The organism is Gellertiella sp. DMC107, from assembly GCF_056313605.1.
Genome location: NZ_JBQUZZ010000002.1, coordinates 664,830 through 682,168 on the forward strand (window position 1 = coordinate 664,830; position 17,339 = coordinate 682,168).

At 64.9% G+C, this 17,339-nt stretch carries 16 protein-coding genes; 9 read left to right on the top strand and 7 right to left on the bottom strand.

Annotated features, from left to right (window positions below; all coding sequences use genetic code 11):
* Nucleotides 1-21 precede the first annotated feature (21 nt).
* Nucleotides 22-462: an Lrp/AsnC family transcriptional regulator gene (locus ACT54B_RS08610; RefSeq protein WP_476044260.1), complete on the top strand. Its 441-nt coding sequence runs from the start codon at nucleotides 22-24 to the stop codon at nucleotides 460-462.
* Nucleotides 463-508: 46 nt separating this feature from the next.
* Here ACT54B_RS08610 and ACT54B_RS08615 read toward each other — a convergent pair whose 3' ends face one another.
* A complete protein-coding gene (locus ACT54B_RS08615; RefSeq protein ID WP_476044261.1) occupies nucleotides 509-2,788 on the bottom strand; it encodes a sensor domain-containing protein in 2,280 nt (759 codons plus the stop codon).
* Between the two features lie 179 nt (nucleotides 2,789-2,967).
* On the bottom strand, nucleotides 2,968-3,972 hold the full coding sequence (locus ACT54B_RS08620) for a GlxA family transcriptional regulator (protein WP_476044262.1): 1,005 nt from the start codon (nucleotides 3,970-3,972) through the stop codon (nucleotides 2,968-2,970).
* A 102-nt stretch (nucleotides 3,973-4,074) separates the two neighbouring features.
* Here ACT54B_RS08620 and ACT54B_RS08625 point away from each other — a divergent pair, with 102 nt between their 5' ends.
* Entirely contained in the window at nucleotides 4,075-5,148 is a 1,074-nt protein-coding gene (locus tag ACT54B_RS08625; RefSeq protein ID WP_476044263.1) for a GlxA family transcriptional regulator, read from the top strand.
* Between the two features lie 9 nt (nucleotides 5,149-5,157).
* Here ACT54B_RS08625 and ACT54B_RS08630 read toward each other — a convergent pair whose 3' ends face one another.
* From ACT54B_RS08630 to ACT54B_RS08640, 3 genes are all read right to left on the bottom strand, one after another.
* Entirely contained in the window at nucleotides 5,158-5,727 is a 570-nt protein-coding gene (locus tag ACT54B_RS08630; protein ID WP_476044264.1) for a dienelactone hydrolase family protein, read from the bottom strand.
* 5 nt (nucleotides 5,728-5,732) lie between these two features.
* Nucleotides 5,733-6,335, bottom strand: a complete 603-nt coding sequence (pmtA, locus tag ACT54B_RS08635) for a phospholipid N-methyltransferase PmtA (RefSeq protein ID WP_476044265.1) — start codon at nucleotides 6,333-6,335, stop codon at nucleotides 5,733-5,735.
* Nucleotides 6,336-6,421: 86 nt separating this feature from the next.
* Nucleotides 6,422-7,114 (bottom strand): DUF2161 domain-containing phosphodiesterase, encoded by a 693-nt coding sequence (locus ACT54B_RS08640; RefSeq protein ID WP_476044266.1) that lies wholly within the window; start codon nucleotides 7,112-7,114, stop codon nucleotides 6,422-6,424.
* A gap of 244 nt (nucleotides 7,115-7,358) precedes the next feature.
* Here ACT54B_RS08640 and ACT54B_RS08645 point away from each other — a divergent pair, with 244 nt between their 5' ends.
* From ACT54B_RS08645 to ACT54B_RS08665, 5 genes are all read left to right on the top strand, one after another.
* On the top strand, nucleotides 7,359-8,573 hold the full coding sequence (locus ACT54B_RS08645) for an efflux RND transporter periplasmic adaptor subunit (RefSeq protein ID WP_476044267.1): 1,215 nt from the start codon (nucleotides 7,359-7,361) through the stop codon (nucleotides 8,571-8,573).
* 2 nt (nucleotides 8,574-8,575) lie between these two features.
* A complete protein-coding gene (locus ACT54B_RS08650) occupies nucleotides 8,576-9,814 on the top strand; it encodes an ABC transporter permease (RefSeq protein ID WP_476044268.1) in 1,239 nt (412 codons plus the stop codon).
* A gap of 1 nt (nucleotide 9,815) precedes the next feature.
* Nucleotides 9,816-10,523 carry an ABC transporter ATP-binding protein gene (locus tag ACT54B_RS08655; RefSeq protein WP_476044816.1) on the top strand — a complete coding sequence of 236 codons (708 nt, stop codon included), beginning with the start codon at nucleotides 9,816-9,818 and terminating at the stop codon, nucleotides 10,521-10,523.
* A gap of 15 nt (nucleotides 10,524-10,538) precedes the next feature.
* A complete protein-coding gene (locus ACT54B_RS08660) occupies nucleotides 10,539-12,374 on the top strand; it encodes a heavy metal translocating P-type ATPase (RefSeq protein WP_476044269.1) in 1,836 nt (611 codons plus the stop codon).
* A gap of 216 nt (nucleotides 12,375-12,590) precedes the next feature.
* On the top strand, nucleotides 12,591-13,805 hold the full coding sequence (locus ACT54B_RS08665; RefSeq protein WP_476044817.1) for an MFS transporter: 1,215 nt from the start codon (nucleotides 12,591-12,593) through the stop codon (nucleotides 13,803-13,805).
* A 228-nt stretch (nucleotides 13,806-14,033) separates the two neighbouring features.
* On the opposite strand, the gene ACT54B_RS08670 is transcribed toward ACT54B_RS08665, so the two are convergent.
* The gene (locus ACT54B_RS08670) at nucleotides 14,034-14,939 is read right to left on the bottom strand and encodes a LysR family transcriptional regulator ArgP (protein WP_476044270.1); all 906 of its coding nucleotides are present in this window, start codon (nucleotides 14,937-14,939) and stop codon (nucleotides 14,034-14,036) included.
* Nucleotides 14,940-15,039: 100 nt separating this feature from the next.
* Between ACT54B_RS08670 and ACT54B_RS08675 the strand changes: the two genes are divergently transcribed.
* Nucleotides 15,040-15,648, top strand: a complete 609-nt coding sequence (locus ACT54B_RS08675; RefSeq protein ID WP_476044271.1) for a LysE/ArgO family amino acid transporter — start codon at nucleotides 15,040-15,042, stop codon at nucleotides 15,646-15,648.
* Nucleotides 15,649-15,679: 31 nt separating this feature from the next.
* Complete coding sequence (locus ACT54B_RS08680) at nucleotides 15,680-16,309, top strand: FMN-binding negative transcriptional regulator (RefSeq protein ID WP_476044272.1); 630 nt, start codon at nucleotides 15,680-15,682, stop codon at nucleotides 16,307-16,309.
* 36 nt (nucleotides 16,310-16,345) lie between these two features.
* Here ACT54B_RS08680 and ACT54B_RS08685 read toward each other — a convergent pair whose 3' ends face one another.
* Complete coding sequence (locus tag ACT54B_RS08685; protein ID WP_476044273.1) at nucleotides 16,346-17,314, bottom strand: acyltransferase; 969 nt, start codon at nucleotides 17,312-17,314, stop codon at nucleotides 16,346-16,348.
* Nucleotides 17,315-17,339: the final 25 nt, after the last annotated feature.

Here is a 17,339-nt window from a genome sequence, read left to right on the forward strand (position 1 = left end):
TCGGCGTATCGGAGGATTAGTTTGAGCGTTTCGACGATAACGGACAAAGACCGCGAGCTGATCGCCCTGCTGTCGGAAAATGCGCGCGAGCACACGGCCTCGATTGCCCGCAAGCTCGGCCTCTCGCGCACCACGGTGCAGGCGCGCATCGAGCGCCTGGAAAATGCCGGCATCATCAAGGGTTATGGCCTCCGGCTTTCCGACGATTACGAGAAGGGCCTCGTCAAGGCGCATATCCTCGTCACCATCGCGCCGAAAACGCTGCCGCGCATCACCGCGGAACTGGCCGACCTCCGGGAGGTGCGGGAAATGCATTCCGTCAGCGGCAATTTCGATCTGATCGTGGTGGTGGCCGCCGAGTCCATTTCGGAACTCGATCGGGTGATCGATTTCATCGGGGAGATCAAGGGGGTGGAACGAACGCTTTCCTCCGTCATCCTGTCGACGCGGATCGAGCGCTAGGACCCGCCCCGGACAAAGCCGCGACGGCGCTTTTCGTGAAAATGCGCTAGCCGATGGCGCCCGTGCGCAGCGCCCGCGCAAATTCGGCGACCGGCAGTGGTTTGCCGAACAGGTAGCCCTGCATGTCCGCGCAGCCGGCTTTCAGCAGGAAAACGGCCTGCGCTTCCGTTTCCACCCCTTCCGCGATGACCGAGAGATCGAGCTTCTGGGCAAGGGAGATGATGGCCGAGGTGATCGCCATGTCGTCCGCATCGCCCGGAATATCCGCCACGAAGGACCGGTCGATCTTGAGGCGGGTCACCGGGAAGCTCTTCAGCGCACTGAGGCTCGAATAGCCCGTGCCGAAATCGTCGATGGCGAGCGTGACGCCCAGAGCCGCGAGCGCCTTCATGCGCTCCACCGCCCCGCACATATCCTCCATGATCAGGCTTTCGGTGATTTCCAGCTCCAGGAACCGGGCCTCGAGCCCGATGCGCTTCAAGGTCTGCTCCACCTTCTCCACCCAGCCGCTTTCCCGGAACTGGCGGGGGGATACGTTCACGCTCACGACCAGCGGCGGCAGGCCGTCCCTCTGCCAGGCGCGGGCCTGGCGGCAGGCTTCCTCCAGAACCCAGTCGCCGAGCGGTGCGATGAGCCCGCTTTCCTCCGCCAGCGGAATGAACTCGCCGGGCGGAATGAGCCCGTCGGTGGGGTGTCGCCAGCGGACCAGCGCCTCCGCCCCGGTGATCGTGCCGCTCGGCAGATGGCACTGGGGCTGATAATGCAGCTCGAATTCGCCCTGCTTCAGGGCGCGGCGCAATTCTTCGGTTCGCGCCAGCTTCTGGCGCGCCTTTTCCGCCATTTGCGGAGAAAAGATCGCCAGCCGGTCCCGGCCCGCGGCCTTGGCGTGGTACATGGCGGCATCGGCGCTGGCCAGAAGTTCCGAGGGGTTCGCGCCATGCTCCGGAAAGCAGGCGATTCCCAGGCTGCAGGTCGCCTGCAGTTCCAGCCCGCCGACGGGAATGGGCTGGGCCAGCATCTGCCTCAGGCTTTCGAAGCGCTCGTGCAGGGCCTCGGGCCGGGTGTCGTCCATCCGCATATGCACGACGAATTCGTCGCCGCCCACGCGAAGCACCGTGCCGTTGCGCCCGATGAACATCGCCATGCGGCGGGCGATTTCCTTGAGCAGCTCGTCGCCCGAGGCATGGCCCAGACTGTCATTCACCAGCTTGAAATTGTCTATGTCGAGAAAGGCGAGAACCAGATGGGTCGACCGGCGCTGCGCCTGCTGCATCGCCTCGCTCAGCGACTGGTCGAAGGTCGATCGGTTGGGCAGGCCGGTCAGGGTATCGTGATCGGCAAGATAGCGGATCCGGTCTTCGGCCTGCCGACGCTCGATGGCAATGCGCGCCAGATGGATCGCCACGGCGATCACCTCGTCATGATGGCTGGCGGGAACCATCGGCAGCGGCGAGTAGAAGGCTGCCGTGCCGATGGAATAGCCGTCGGCAGACTTGATCGGGATGGACCAGGCGGAGCGGTAGTCGCCATTGTTTTCAGGAAGGCAGCGGCTGAAATCCACATCGGTCAGGATCGAGCGTTCGCCGGACCAGGCCGCCTTGCCGCAGCCGGGCTCATGGGGTCCCACCGGCACGGTGGCGATATAGTCGGCCAGGGCCGGCGGCAGGGAAGGGGCGGCCGCAAGATGAAGCTCGCTGCCATCGGCCGAGCGCACGTAGAAGGCCAGATGGATATCCGGCAGCCGTGCCTCGATCATCTCCGCCAGCTCGCCGAGGAAGAGGCGAAGCTCCATCCCTTCGGCGACCTTTTCCAGCAGGCGGGCCTGATTGTGGAGCAGGTGCTCTGCCGATTTGCGCGCCGTGATATCCCGCGAAACGCCGACCACGCCGATGGTCTGGCCATGCTTGTCCTTCAGCGGAATTCGCGACATCATCAGCCAGCGTTCCCGCTGGCTGCCGAGCGACATTTCCTCGATGCCGAGATCGGGCTCCCCCGTTTCGATCACCCGTTGTTCGGTCCGGGCAATTTCGGCGGCGGCCGCCGCCGGATGCAGGTCGAAATCCGTCTTGCCGATCAGCTCGCTGAGGTCGTTGAGATTGTTGTCGCGCACGATGGCGCGGTTTGCGAAGAGAAAACGCCCCTCAAGATCCTTCGCATAGATATAGTCCGGGATCTGGTTGACGATCGTTTCAAGCCAGAAATAGCGCTCCGTGATGTCGGACTCGGCCATGCGCAATTGCCGGGCGGTCGCCCTGAGCAGCGGCGTGTCACCTTCGGTCTGCTCGGGCGCCGTCATGGGCGCCGGGCGCAGGAACGTATCGTTCATCAAGGTCCCCATTGGACACCGGCCAGCCGGCGCGGGGATCGTGACATCCGATGGGCGCGTCACCCCGAAATCCGGCATTCATATTGTTATAAGACATAAACAACTGACAAGATAGGATACGAAAGGTGGAGCGAAGCTATCGTCCGGCTCCCGGCCCGTACCGGTCGTGAAGACGGGTTTCAGGCGGCGATGCGGTAGGAAAGGGGCGTGTTGCCGGTTTTCCGCTTCAGCATGCGGCCCAGATGGGAGGAATCGCAAAAGCCGCATTCCGCAGCGATGGAGGCGACGGAGCGTTCCGAGCCCTTCAGCAGATGGATGGCGTGTTCGAGCCGGATGTCCAGATAGGCCGCATGCGGCGGCGTTCCCAGTTCCGCCAGAAAATGCCGCTCCAGCCTCTTCTTGTTGGTCTTGAGCAGACGGGCAATGTCCTGGATTTCCAGGGGCACGTCCAGATGCTCATACATGATGTGCAAGGCGCGGCGCACCAGCGGGTCCTTGGATTTCACTTCCAGCGCGCCCTGCGGCTGCGGCGTATGCCCCATCGCCGCCTCGTCGATCATCATGATGTGCAGGCTCTTGGTGGCCGGCGCGCGGCCCAGATGCCGTTCCACGAGAAAGGCGGCCAGATGGGCCGAACTCGCCCCGCCCGAACAGGTCAGCCGGTCCCGGTCGACGACGAAGATCTGGTCTGAAACGGGCCTCAGCCCCTCGAACTGGCTGAGGAAATCGTCGTGGTGGTACCAGCTCACGCAGCACTGATAACCGTCCATCAGGCCGGCGCGGTGCAGCGCCAGCGAGCCCGTGCAGAGCCCGACGAGCGGAACGCCGAGCCGGGCGGCCGCCTTCAGGTAGCCATCCACCGTCTCGTTGCGGCGCGCCAGCCCGCCCACCAGGCCGCCGACGACCACGATATAATCGAAGCGGGTCGGATCGTCATAGGCAGCGGTGGGCTGGATGACGATGCCGCAACTCGACCGCACCGGCGATTTCGGCTCGCCCACCACTTCCCAGCGGCACTTGATCTGCCGGCTCCGGTCCCCCTCGTCGGCGGCCAGCCGCAGAACGTCGATGAAATTGGCGAAGGCGCACAGGGTGAAATTCGGCAAGAGCACGAAACCCACCGAGAGCCGCGCGGGGCCGCGTTCGGAACGGGAAAGGACGCTGGATGGATTTGAAGCGCGCATGTCTGTCTCAAATATTCTCTTCGTCTGTCTCTTTCATCCTTTTCGAAATCCGCGCATTTATCAATACTCAAACCCTGTTTCCGCGCAGAATGGGGGATGAGAATGACCTTGCCCAACGTGTCGCCACGCTCTTTCGTCTTCTATATCGTGCCCGATTTCACCATGCTTGCCTTCACCTCGGCCATCGAGGCGCTGCGGCTTGCCAATGCGGTGCTGGGGCAGGACATCTATTCCTGGCGGGTGGCCTCGCTGGACGGCGCGCCGGTCCGGGCGAGCTGCGGCCTGACGATCACCCCGGAAAACTCCGTCTCGGTCGAGCGCGCCCTCCTGCTCACCGAGAAACGCCCCTCCATGGTGGTGGTCTGCTCCGGCTGGAACGTGGAAAAGCACGTCAACAAGACGGCGGCCGCCTGGCTCCGGGAAAGCCGCAAGCGCGGCATCGAGCTCGCCGGTGTCTGCACGGGAGCCTACATCCTCGCCGATGCCCAACTGCTGGAAGGCCGCCGCTGCACCATTCACTGGGAAAACCTGCCCGTCTTTGCCGAAAACTTCGCCGGCATCGAATGCCATACGGGCCTGATGGAATATGACAACGGCATCCATTCCTGTGCCGGCGGCGCCGCCTGCTTCGACATGATGATGCATATCATCGGCCGCGATTTCGGGCCCAAGCTGGTTTCCGCCGTGATGGATCAGGCCATGGTGGATCGCATCCGCGCCCCCTCCGAACGCCAGCGCATGCCGCTGACCGTCAAGCTGAACTCGCTGAACCCGAAGATTCTGAAGGCCATCGAGCTGATGGAAGAGCATCTCTCCGACCGCCTGCCGATGGAGGAGATCGCCGCTGCGGTCTGCCTGTCGCGCCGGCAGGTGGAACGGCTGTTCCAGACGGAGCTGGAAACCTCCCCGTCGCGCTATTACCTGCAGCTGCGCCTGGAGCGGGCGCGCCTTCTCGTCACCCAGTCGGCCATGCAGATCGTCGAGATCGCGGTCGCCTGCGGTTTCGTCTCGGCCTCGCATTTTTCCAAATGCTACCGCCAGTTCCACGGAATTTCGCCGCAGGAAACCCGCGACCAGCGCCAGCCGAGCGTGCGCATGCCTTCGCTGAACAAGGTGCAGGGCGCTGCCGACCATCTGCAACTCGTCCCGCAGGATCACATGTTGCAGGTGGCCTGAGGGCCGCCTTTACCCGATGTCCCTCAGAAACCGGCTGACCGTGCGCCACAGGCGGTCTGCCTCTTCCTTGCCGTAATCCGTCAGGGTCGGGTCGGTGAAGAGATGGCCCGGCCCGGGATAGAAATGCACCTCGGGGGCAAGGCCCCGCTGCCTGAGGTCGGCCAGCCAGCCCTCCACCTCTTCCCTCGGCTCGAACGGATCGGGATCCGCCAGATGGACCGCAACCGGTGTCGCCGGCGATGCCGTGGCCGGCACCTCGGCAATGCCATGCAGCAGGAGAATGCCGGCTGCCTCGGGTCGCCCGGCCCAGAGGCCCGCCGCGATCGCAGCCCCGAAGGAAAAGCCGCCCAGCACCGCCGAAGGGGGCTGATCCCGCACGGCGTCGGAAGCCCGCTTCAGGATGACCGGCCAGCCAATCCGGTCGCGCAGCGCAAAGCCCGCCTCGATGCTCTCCGCCGTCTCCCCGCCGAAGAGATCCGGGGTCATGACCCGGTGCCCATCGCCGGCAAGACGCGCCGCCGCATCCCGCTCCAGCGAACGCAAACCCAGAATGGAATGGAAGAGAACGATATCGGCCATGGCGCTCATTCAGTCCCGGTGGAGGTGTAGATCCAGAGCTGGGCCGGCGGCACGTTCCGCACCACGAAGTCGTAATGGCGGACCGTGTAGCGTTCCGGTTTCGGGGGAATGGGCGACAGAGCGCCATAGGTGATCTGGATCACCGGCCGGCCGGGCCGCATCATGGAAAGAAGCTCTTCCAGCAGCGCCACCCGCCGTTCGGCCGGGAAACTCAGCATCGGCACCGCCGAAATCACGCAGTCGAACGTCTCGCCGTAGCGCTCGCCAAGCGTGGTCCTGAGATCGAAGGCATCGCCCAACCGGAAATCCACACCCTCGAACCGCTTCACCAGCGACTCGTGAAAGGCGGGCGAATATTCCACGGAAACCAGTTTTTCCGGCTCGATGCCGGTTTCCAGAATGGCTTTGGTAATGACGCCTGTTCCGGCGCCGAGTTCCAGCACCGGCAGGCCCGAGGCCGTATCGATCACGCTGGCCATGCGGCGTGCCGCAATGCCTGACGTGGGCAGGATGGCGCCCACCCCCTTCATGTCCTTCTGCCACCCCTTGAAGAAGCGGACCTCCTCGTCGAACTTGCGGCTAATGAACTGCTTCAGACGAAAAACCATCGGCGCATTCCTCCAGATTGTATCGGGTGATGTCAGGCGTCGTGCAGTTGAACTTTGCATTTGCGACAAATTCAAGTCTCAAAACGTCATTTGTCGGTTACCGACACCGGTCTATCCCCGGGAAAAAGCCGATCCTGCGGCCAGCGTTCCAGTGCGGCCCGGCCTTCCGCAGAAAGAGTGTAGCTTCCCTTCCCCAGACGCTCGAACCAGCCATAGACATTGTCGAGCAGGATGCGGCCCGCATCTTCGGCCTGCGGCTTGAGGTCCCGCGGCCGCGAAAGGCCGCTGGCGAGCCCGGCGGCGCAGAGGAGCGCCCGTTGCCGGTAGGCCGTCATGATGGGTGCGCGCGTCGATCCGCCCTTGGCGGGATCGCCAAACCGGTTGCGATGTTCGCGCACCAGCCGTGTGCGCCGCTTGGCATTGAGGCGGGGGAGGGGTGCCGCCGCACTGACGAGAACGCTGACCTCGCCCGAATCGGCCACCCCCAGCATGCCGATGCCGAGCCGGCGGCAGAGATTGCGGAACCGCGCATCCGCCTCCCGTCCCCGACCCCTGGCCGAGACCCGCGCGGCGATCCAGATTTCGTCCGCCACGGTTGCCCGGTCGACCGCTTGCAGGATGAGTTCCAGATTGAAGCTGAGTTTCAGTTCGCAGACCACGACAAGCGGAGCCTCCCCCTCGATGAGGCCCACCAGATCGCAGCCGCCGATTTCTCCCTTGACCGCATAGCCGGCCGCTTCGAGAAAGCGTTTGACGGGATCGTAGAGGGTGGTTTCCATGAGGCCGGGCTCCTTTGTGTCGGACTGTCCGGATGTAGCCGCAACGGCCGCGCGCCGCCAGCCCAGCCGGCGCACCGTTGATTTCCCTGCCGGGCATCTTGACCGTGATCAAGGCGCGGACGACTGTCTGGGTTAGAACGGGAAGCGGACCGATTGCCGTCCCGCTGGAGTTGACCATGCCGAAACCCGAAATGCCTGCCCGATCCCCCGTCAAATCCGGCCGCCGCCGGATGGGGTTTTCGCAATGAAGCATCCGGTTCGGAACGGCATCCTTCTGCTTCTGGCAGCAGCCCTTGCCTATGGCGCCTACCTGTTCGCCGCGCCGCGTCTGTTCGGCATCCCGGTCAGGGCCGTGACGGTATCGCGGGGCGATATCGTGGAAACCGTGGTCGCCAGCGGCCGCGCCGAAACGCCCTCCGGTGTCGATGTGGCGAGCCAGGTGATCGGCACGGTTGCCCGGGTGCATGTGGAGGAAGGCAGCCGGGTGAAGGCGGGGGACCCGCTGGTCGATCTCGATGACCGGCAGGCCGCAGCCGGCGTGGAACAGGCCGCAGCCGCCCTCAGGCAGGCCGAGGTAAAACGGCGCCAGCTCGTCGATCTCACCCTTCCGGTTGCCCGCCAGACGCTTCTGCAGATGGAGGCGACGCGCATCAATGCCCGCGCCCAGCTCGACCGCGCCCTGCGGCTTGCCGACCGCTCTGTTGCGAGCGGGGCTTCCGTCGAGGCGCTGCAACGGGCGTTCGACGTGGCGGATGCGCAGTGGAGGGCCGCCCAGCTTGCCGTGGCCAGCGCTTCTCCCGGCGGGGGCGAAAGCGCGCTCGCCGAGGCAGCCTTTGCCGAATCCGCCGCGAAGCTGCGGGTGGCCGAGGCGCAGCTGGCGCTCACGCGTATCCGCTCTCCCATCGATGGCCTTGTCACCGCCCGCGATGTGGAGGAGGGCGTGGTGGCCCAGCCCGGCAAGGTGCTGCTGCACATCGCTCCCAACCGGCCGAAACAGCTCGTGGTGCAGGTGGACGAGCGCAATCTCTCCCGCATCCGCGCGGGCCAGAAGGCGATGGCCTCTGCCGATGCCAATCCGGGCGAGACCTTTGCCGCCGTGCTCTCGTCCATCAATTCCACCATCGATGCGGATCGCGGATCGGTGGAGGTGAAGTTCTCGCTCGACAAGGAGCCCGCCTTCCTCAAGGAAAACATGACCGTTTCCGTGGATGTCGAGGTGGCCCGTCGGGCGGGCACGCTGCTCCTGCCGCTGAATGCCGTCGCCGATGCAGCCGGTCCGAAACCCCATGTGCTGGTGGTTGAGGCCGGCATCGCCACGGAGCGCGCCGTGACCCTCGGCGCCCGCGATGCCGAAATGGTGGAGATACGCTCCGGCCTCAGCCAGGGCGAGGCGGTGATTCCCGCCTCGGCAGGGGCGGTGGCCGGACAGAAGGTGCGCCTGGCCGGCGGAAAGAGCTAGCCATGCAGCCCTTCGTTCCCTTCGAAGTCATTGCCGCCGTGCGGTTCCTGGCGGAAGGAAAACGCCAGACGCTGCTGACCGTCATCGGCGCGGCGGTGGGCGTGTCGGTCATTCTGTTCATGACCTCGCTCCTGCACGGGGTGCAATCCAACATCTTCAACCGCGTGCTCTCCACCCAGGCCCATATCGTCATCTCTCCTCCGGAAGAGGTCTCCCGCCCCCTGCGCATGGGCGGGGACACCAGGGAAATGGCCACCATCCAGAAGCCCGCGCAGCGGCTGAAATCCATCGACCAGTGGCAGGCGATTTCCGAGCGGCTGCTCGCCCGTGCGGATGTCACCGCCGTTTCGCCCACCGCTGCCGGTGCGGCCTTCGCGGTCAAGGGGGCGGCCGCCAATCCGGTTACCCTCACGGGCATCGAGCCGCAGGCCTTCTATCGCATCATCGATCTTCGGGAGAAAATGGTGTCCGGTTCCGCCGATCTCCAGCCGGGCGGGCTGCTGGTCGGCACGGAACTGGCGAACGATCTCGGCCTTGGCCTCGGCGAGAAGATCCGCATCCGCACCAATCGCAGCACCGGAACGGGCGGCGACCAGACCTTCACCATCGACGGCATCTTCGACCTCGGCAACAAGGATGCCAACGAGCGCAGCGTCTATACGTCGCTCCGCTCCGCCCAGTCCCTGCTGAACCTGCCGGGCGGAATCACGAGCCTCTGCGTCGACATCCGCGATCCCTATCAGGCCGAAACCGTCGCGGCCGAATTGCGCGCCTCCATGGGCGTCAATGCGGAAAGCTGGGTGAAGACCTTCCAGCAGGTCTTCACCGCGCTCTCCACCCAGTCGGTCGCCAATTACACGATCCAGTTCTTCGTGGCCGTCGCCGTCGCGCTTGGCATATCCAGCGTGCTGGTGGTGTCCGTGGTGCAGCGCTCGCGCGAGATCGGCATCCTGCGGGCCATGGGCGCGTCGCGCGGCCGCATCCTGCGGATATTCCTCACGCAGGGCGCTTCGATCGGCTTCATGGGGTCGCTGGCGGGATCGGCGCTGGGCGGCGGTTTCGTGCTGCTGTGGCGCGTCTTCGCCCGCAATCCCGATGGAACCGAATTCTTTCCCGTCACCATGGATCCGGCGCTGTTCGGGCGGACGATCCTTGCCGCAACGCTCACCGGTCTCGTGACGGCTCTGCTGCCGGCACTGAGCGCCGCGCGGCTGAACCCGGTGGATGCGATCCGTGGCTGAGATGACCGTTCCTCCCGTCCTGCGCCTTGAAGGCGTCCGCAAGAGCTTCGGTGTCGGCACGCCGGTCGAGACCGAGGTGCTGCATGGCGTCGATCTCGTGCTCGAACGGGGCGAATTCTGCGCCCTCATCGGTCCTTCCGGCTCGGGCAAGAGCACGCTCCTCAACATCATCGGCCTGCTCGACCGGCCCACCTCCGGGCGGATGTCCATCGAAGGGCAGGATACGGAAGGGCTGGACGATGCGGGCCAGACCCGGCTTCGCGGCCACAGCATCGGCTTCGTCTTCCAGTACCATCATCTGATTTCGGCCTTCACTGCCGCCGAAAACGTGATGATGCCGCTGCTGGTGGACAGCGGCTGGCCGAATGCCGAAATGCGGCGCCGGGCCGAGCACCTGCTCGATCAGGTCGGCCTTCTGCCCTGGAAGGACAATCTCGCCAACCACATGTCGGGCGGCCAGCAGCAGCGTGTGGCGATTGCCCGCGCCCTGGCGATGAGCCCGTCGCTCGTGCTGGCCGACGAACCGACCGGCAATCTCGACACCAAGTCTGCCGCCGATGCCTTCAGGCTGATGCGGCAGGTGAACCGCGAACAGGGCACCGCCTTCCTGATCGTCACCCACAGTCTCGACCTCGCCCGCCAGACCGACCGGATCATCCAGATCGTCGACGGGCGGATCGTCGAGGGCAAGACCGGCCTTCTGGCCTGAAGATAGAGATCGCCGATGAGAGACGCGTGGACGAGGTTCTGGACGGCCGAGGGGCAGAAACTGCTGGTGGCCATCGCCCTTCTGGGCCTGGCCGCAGGCGGCTATTTCTCCTGGAAGGGGGATCCCGCTTCCGCCGGCATGGCGTTTACCCTCGCCACCCTGCCCGTCCTCTCTGCGCTTCTGGCCGAGATCGTCGGTTCCCTGCTGAAGGGCGATGTGGGGCTCGATATCGTCGCGGCGCTCTCCATGGGGGCGGGTCTTGCCTTCGGCGAGCCGCTGGCCGCCAATGTCGTGGCGTTGATGTATGCGGGCGGGCAGGGGCTGGAAGCCTTTGCCGCCGGCCGTGCCCGGCGGGAGATGACCGCGCTGATGGGCCGCGTCGCCCGAACCGCGCTGCGCTTCGAAGGCGACGATCTGAAGGAAATCCCCATCGAGGCCATCGCGGTGGGTGACCGCCTGTTGATCAGGCATGGCGAAGTGCTGCCCGTCGATGGCCTGGTGGAGCGCGATGGGGCGCGTCTCGATCTCTCCGCGCTGACCGGCGAATCCGTCCCGGTCGCGGTGGAAATAGGCGGCGAGGGCCTGAGCGGCTCGGCCTCCGTCGGGCCGAGCTTCGTGCTCCGCGCCACCCGTCCGGCGGCGGAAAGCACCTATGCGGGCATCGTTCGGCTGGTCGCGGCCGCCGAGGCCAGTCGTGCGCCCATGGTGCGCCTCGCCGATCGCTATGCCCTGTGGTTCCTGGCGCTGACGCTGCTGGTAGCTGGATTTGCCTATTTCCTCTCCGGCGATACGCGCCGCGTGCTGGCCGTTCTGGTCGTGGCCACCCCCTGTCCCCTCATTCTCGCCGTGCCCGTCGCCTGGATCGCCGGCATGTCGCGCGCCGCGGGCATGGGGGTTCTGGTCAAGGGTGGGGCCGTGCTGGAGGCCCTGTCGCGCATCCGCACCGTCATACTCGACAAGACCGGAACGCTCACCCACGGGCAGGCGGATATTGCCGCGATCCATGCGCTCTCGGGGTTCGGCGAGGAGGAAATTCTCACCGCCGCGGCAAGCCTCGACCGCGCCTCCGGCCATGTGGTGGCCGAGGCCCTGGTGCGGGCCGCCGAGGGCAGGGGGCTCACGCTGCGCATTCCCGAAGAGGTGAACGAAGAGGCCGGTACCGGTATCGCCGGCCGGGTCGACAGCCGCCTCGTGCGCATCGGCGGACTTTCCTACGTCATGGATGGGGGAGAGGGCGCCGGGGCGCTGCCCCCGGCCCTGCCCGGAAGCCTGCGGGTTGCCGTCTCGCTGGACGGTCGGCTTGCCGGCGCCATCGAGCTGCGCGACCGGGTGCGCTCGGATGCGGCAGGCGTGCTCGACGCGCTCCGTCAGGCGGGCGTGACGGACATCGTGCTGGCCTCCGGCGACCGTGCCGAAGTGGTGGCTGAAGTGGCGGGAGCGCTGAAGCTTGACCGTCACCATGCCGAACTCGCGCCCGGCGACAAGGTGCGGATCGTCCAGGAGGCCGCCGCCCTCGGGCCGGTCATGATGGTGGGTGACGGGATCAACGATGCGCCGGCTCTTGCGGCGGCGGATGTGGGTGTGGCCATGGGCGCCCGCGGTGCGGTTTCGTCCTCCGAGGCGGCTGGTGTCGTGCTGCTAGTCGACCGGCTCGAGCCGCTCGCCCGCGCCATGCTGGTTGCAAGACGCAGCCGCAGGATTGCGCTTGAAAGTGTCATTGCGGGTCTCGGCCTGTCCATTGCCGGCATGGTGGCAGCCGCTTTCGGCTATCTGGAACCGGTGGAAGGAGCGCTCCTTCAGGAAGCCATCGACGTCGCCGTCATCCTGAACGCGTTGAGAGCGCTTCGCTAGAAAGCGTCGCAACCGGCACGCACGCCATGCCGCACGCGCATGGCAGACTTGATAAAACATAAGTCCTTTCAGAGATATATCACCTTTACCCGCCGCAAGGGCGCGCCCTATACTGTTGAAATTGAAGATGTTCACGGCCAACAGCGCCGCCCCTCTCCCCCATGGCCTGCCGTTCGCGGCAGGAACGCCTTGAAACGGATCCCGCCCGTGACCGATATGCTTTGCTCCGACGCGCTTCTCGAGCAGGAAAAGCGCTCCCTGTCCGTTCTCGAACTCACGCTGGTCATTCTTGCGCTGGCCTGCGGCGGCTTCGGCATCGGCACCGGGGAATTCGCCATCATGGGTCTGCTTCCCGATGTGGCCAGGAGCTTCGGTGTCACGACGCCGGAAGCCGGCTATGTCATCAGCGCCTATGCGCTCGGTGTCGTGGTCGGCGCGCCGCTGATCGCCATTGCCGGTGCCCGCTCCTCCCGCCGCAACCTGCTGATCGTGCTGATGAGCGTGTTCGCGCTCGGCAATCTGGCGAGCGCGCTGGCGCCGGGCTTCTGGAGCTTCACGACGCTGCGCTTTCTCTCGGGCCTGCCGCATGGCGCCTATTTCGGCGTCTCGGCGCTGGTTGCCGCCTCGCTGGTGCCGCCCCATCGCCGCGCCCGCGCGGTGGGTTACGTGATGCTGGGCCTCACGGTCGCGACCCTGGCCGGAACGCCGATCATGGCGCTCTTCGGCCAGTATCTGAGCTGGCGGGTCATGTTCTTCGCGGTCGGCGGCATCGGCGCGCTGACGGCGCTGCTGATCTTCCTCTACCTTCCCCGTGACGGAGCACCGGAAGGCGCCAGCGTCACGAAGGAACTCGTTGCCTTTACCCATCCGCAGGTCCTGCTGACCTTGACCCTTGCGGCGACGGGTTTCGGCGGCATGTTCTCGATCTTCAGCTATATTGCGGGAACCGCAACCGAGGTGGCGCACATGCCCGTCTCGCTCATTCCGCTGATCATGATCCTCTTCGGCGTCGGCATGAATGTCGGCAATGTGGTGGGTTCCAAGCTTGCGGATATCAGCCTGATGGGCACCATCGGCGGCATGCTGCTGTTCAACATCGTCGTCATGACCCTCTTCGGATTGACGGCGGATCACCCGCTCATGCTCTGCCTTTCCGTGTTCCTCGTCGGCTGCACCTTCGCCGCCGGACCGGCGGTGCAGACCCGGCTGATGGACGTGGCCTCCGACGGCCAGACGCTCGCCGCCGCCTCCATGCATTCCGCCTTCAATATTGCCAATGCGCTGGGCGCCTGGCTGGGCGGGCTGGTGATCGCCTACGGCTATGGATATGCCGCGACCGGCTATGTCGGGGCGGTCCTCTCCTTTTTCGGGCTCTTCGTTTTTGCAGCCTCTGTGCTGCTCGACAGGCGGGACAGGACGCGCGCTGCCTAGGATTGTTGTCTTTTTTTATCCGCCTCAGGGATCGATTGCCGGACCATTAAGGTTTGTAGGGAATAGTAATAAATAACAATCGTGAATAGCCTGAAGCGACTTGATGGAAAGCCCGACAAACGCCCTGCTGGCCGTTTTGGCACTGTTCGTTATTGCCTTCTGGGCAGCGACAGGTCTGTTTTTCGTCATGCTCGGCGTTATGGTCTGGGTTTGACCGGCTTGCCGTGCTTACCCCGCCGGTTGCAGAACGCGCGCGGCTGCAGCACGAATTTCCGCCGTCAGAAGCCCCAGTCGTTCTTCCGAAAGCCGGTTCACCTGCCAGAACAGCGGCACATCCAGGGTCCTGCCGGGCAGCAATTCCACCAGCTCGCCGGTCGCCAGCAACGGGGCTGCAAGCGGTGCGGGATTGAGACACCAGCCCATCCCCGCCAGACTGGCATCCAGAAAACCCTGCGTGGAGGGCAGCCAATGGGTTGGAAAGACCACCGCCTCTCCCAGCACCATCCGGATCCAGTTCTCCTGAAGACGGTCCTTCTGGTTGAAGGTCACGCCGGGCGCGTGGGACAGTGCCTCGGCCGTCACGCCGCCGGGGAAATGGCGGGCGACGAATGCAGGGCTTGCGGTGGCGTGATAACGCAGCGCGCCAAGCGCGATGCGCCGGCATCCGGCGACCGGTTTTGCCAGGCTGGTCACGGCCGCCGTGACGCGGCCCGCCTGCAACCATTCCGCCGTATGGTCCTCGTCATCGACGGAAATATTCAGGAGAAAGGGCGATTTGCGCGCATAGGCGGTGACCGCCTCGATGAACCACGTGCCGAGACTGTCGGCATTGGTGGCGATCGCCAAGGTCACCGGCTGACGTTGCGCCGCCAGACTGCCGAGACCGGGCAGGCGGTCCAGCAAATCCTCCTCCAGAAGGCCGACATGCTCCACATGTCGGCACAGCCATTCCCCCGTTTCCGTGGCCCGGCAGGGTGATCCGCGCGCGACCAGCACGACGCCCAGCCTTTCCTCCAGCGTCTTGACCCGCTGCGACACGGCAGAGGGCGTGACATGCAGCAGCGAAGCCGCCTTCTCGAAGCTGCCGCACTGGATGACCGTGGCGACGGCCCGCAGGGCCTGATAGTCGAACATGATTAGTTTGCCTAATTTCACCTAACCATATTTAATTCGACTAAGGTCACGCTTTGCAATAGGCCGGTTCGCGGAAGCAGGCGCCAAGCGGGACGAGGGCATGAATTTTTCCACCTATATGACCGGCATGACGATGGGCCTCAGCCTCATCCTGGCCATCGGCGCACAGAATGCCTTCGTTCTGAAGCAGGGATTGCTGCGCCGGCACGTCTTTGCCATCTGCCTTGTTTGCAGCCTTTCCGATGCCATCCTCATCCTGCTCGGGGTCACGAGCATGCGGGAAATAGCCGCCTGGATGCCCTGGCTCGATCCGGTCATGCGCTATGGCGGTGCGGCTTTCCTGATCGTGTACGGGGCCAGGAGCCTGATCTCGGCGATCCGGTCCGAAAATGCGCTGGTTCTGGAAGGCGGCGGCAGTGCATCCTTCTGGCCCACCATCCTCACCTGCCTTGCGCTGACCTGGGCCAATCCGCATGTCTATCTGGATACGGTGGTGTTTCTGGGCACGCTTTCCACCCGTTTTCCGGGCCGTGAGCTCCTGTTTGCCGCCGGCGCCATGACGGGATCCTTCCTTTTCTTTTTCTCGCTGGGTTACGGGGCCGCCTGGCTTCGCCCGCTCTTTTCACGGCCCATCGCCTGGCGCATACTGGACGCCGCTGTCGCCGCCGTCATGGGCTTGATCGCCTTCAAGCTCCTTCGGGGTTTCTAGGCCGGCCCCCGCGCCCTACCGAGAGGTTTCCATGTACACTCCACCCGCCTTTGCTGTCTCCGACCGTCAGGAGATCTTCGCCATGGCAAAGGCCTTGCCGCTGGCGCTCTTCGTCACGGCGACCGCGGAAGGACCCATGGCAACCCCGCTTCCGGTCTTCATCGACGAGAGCGAGGGCGAAAACGGTACGCTCTACGCCCATCTCGCCCGGGCCAATCCGCAATGGTCGGTGCCGCCGGTCGGGGATGCGCTGGCTATCTTTTCCGGCCCGGATGCCTATGTCACGCCGTCCTGGTACGCCACGAAACGGGAGCATGGCCGGGTGGTGCCGACCTGGAACTACGAGGCCGTGCATCTGCGCGGGCCGGTGGAATTTTTTGACGATGAAGAGCGCCTCCATGCCGTCGTCACCCGCCTGACCGATCGCCACGAGAAGGATCGCGCCGAACCCTGGGCCGTGACCGATGCCCCCGATGCCTTCATCGCGGCGCAGCTGCGCGGGATCGTCGGGCTGCGGATGCCCATAACCGGGCTGGCCGCCAAGCGGAAAATGAGCCAGAACCGCAGCGCGGCGGACCAGGAAGGGGTTCGCCACGGCCTGTCGCAAAGCGCAAGCGACAAGGACCGGGTCGTATCCGGCCTTGTCGGACGGCAGGCCTGAACCGGGTCAGACGTCGTCCGGAGCGGGGCTCCGCTCTCAGGGCATGATCTGGCGGGTCAGGCTGTTGGACTTTGCCAGCCTGGAGAGAAGAAGCGAAGCCAGCGTGACGAACAGCCAGACGCCGAGCGTCCCTGCGAGCGGCAGCCCGGCCGGCAGCACGGCGATCACCCCTTTCAGCACGAGCAGATGGATGAGATAGGCGCCGAACACATCCCGGCCCCAGGACGCGACCCCCTTCGCTAAGTGACCATAGGCAAGGAAGAGGCAGAATATGCCGACCGAATAGGGCAGCGTGCCGAAGGAAATATCGTGCCCGCGCGGATAGGTGCCGAACACGTAGTAGCCCTCGATCAGATGCAGGAAGAGCCCACTGAGGGTGCAACCGAAAACGAAGGCGGGGGAGGGCAGCCGCCCGAGTGTGGACAGGGCATAGCCACTGACCAGGAAGACCGGGGCAAAAAACAGTCCGTTCCTGTAGACGCCGAGCGGCAGGATGAGGCCGGCTGGCCGCAGATAGGTTCCGAGGATCGCGCCGATCCCATAAAGGCCGATGCACACAAGGAGCGCCGTGCGCAAGCGGACATGTTTCAGCAGCGAGAGGCTGATGAAGCTGCCGACGATCAGCCCCGGCACGAACCACAGATGGAACGCGACGCTGCCCGTCCACGGCGCGGTGAGATAGGCATGCCAGTTTCTGTCGACGGAGGAGGGAGCCAGGACCTCCTTATAGTCGAGCAGCACATAGAGCGAGGCCCAGAAGACGAAGGGCAATGCGAGTTTCCGGATCTGGGCAAGCGCCTGCCCGGCCGCCGATGTGCGGGCCGGATGGAAGAAATAGCCTGAAATGAGAAAGAAGACCGGCACGGCGAACCGGTTGATTTCGTCGAGTACCCAGCCGATCGCCTGATAATCTGGCCTGAAAAGCTTCAGGGCATTGACGTGCAGGACGACGATGGCCGCAAAACCGGCGAGCCGCGCCACTTCGACATTGGGATTGGATCTCATGGGCCTTGCTTCTGTCAGGAAAGGT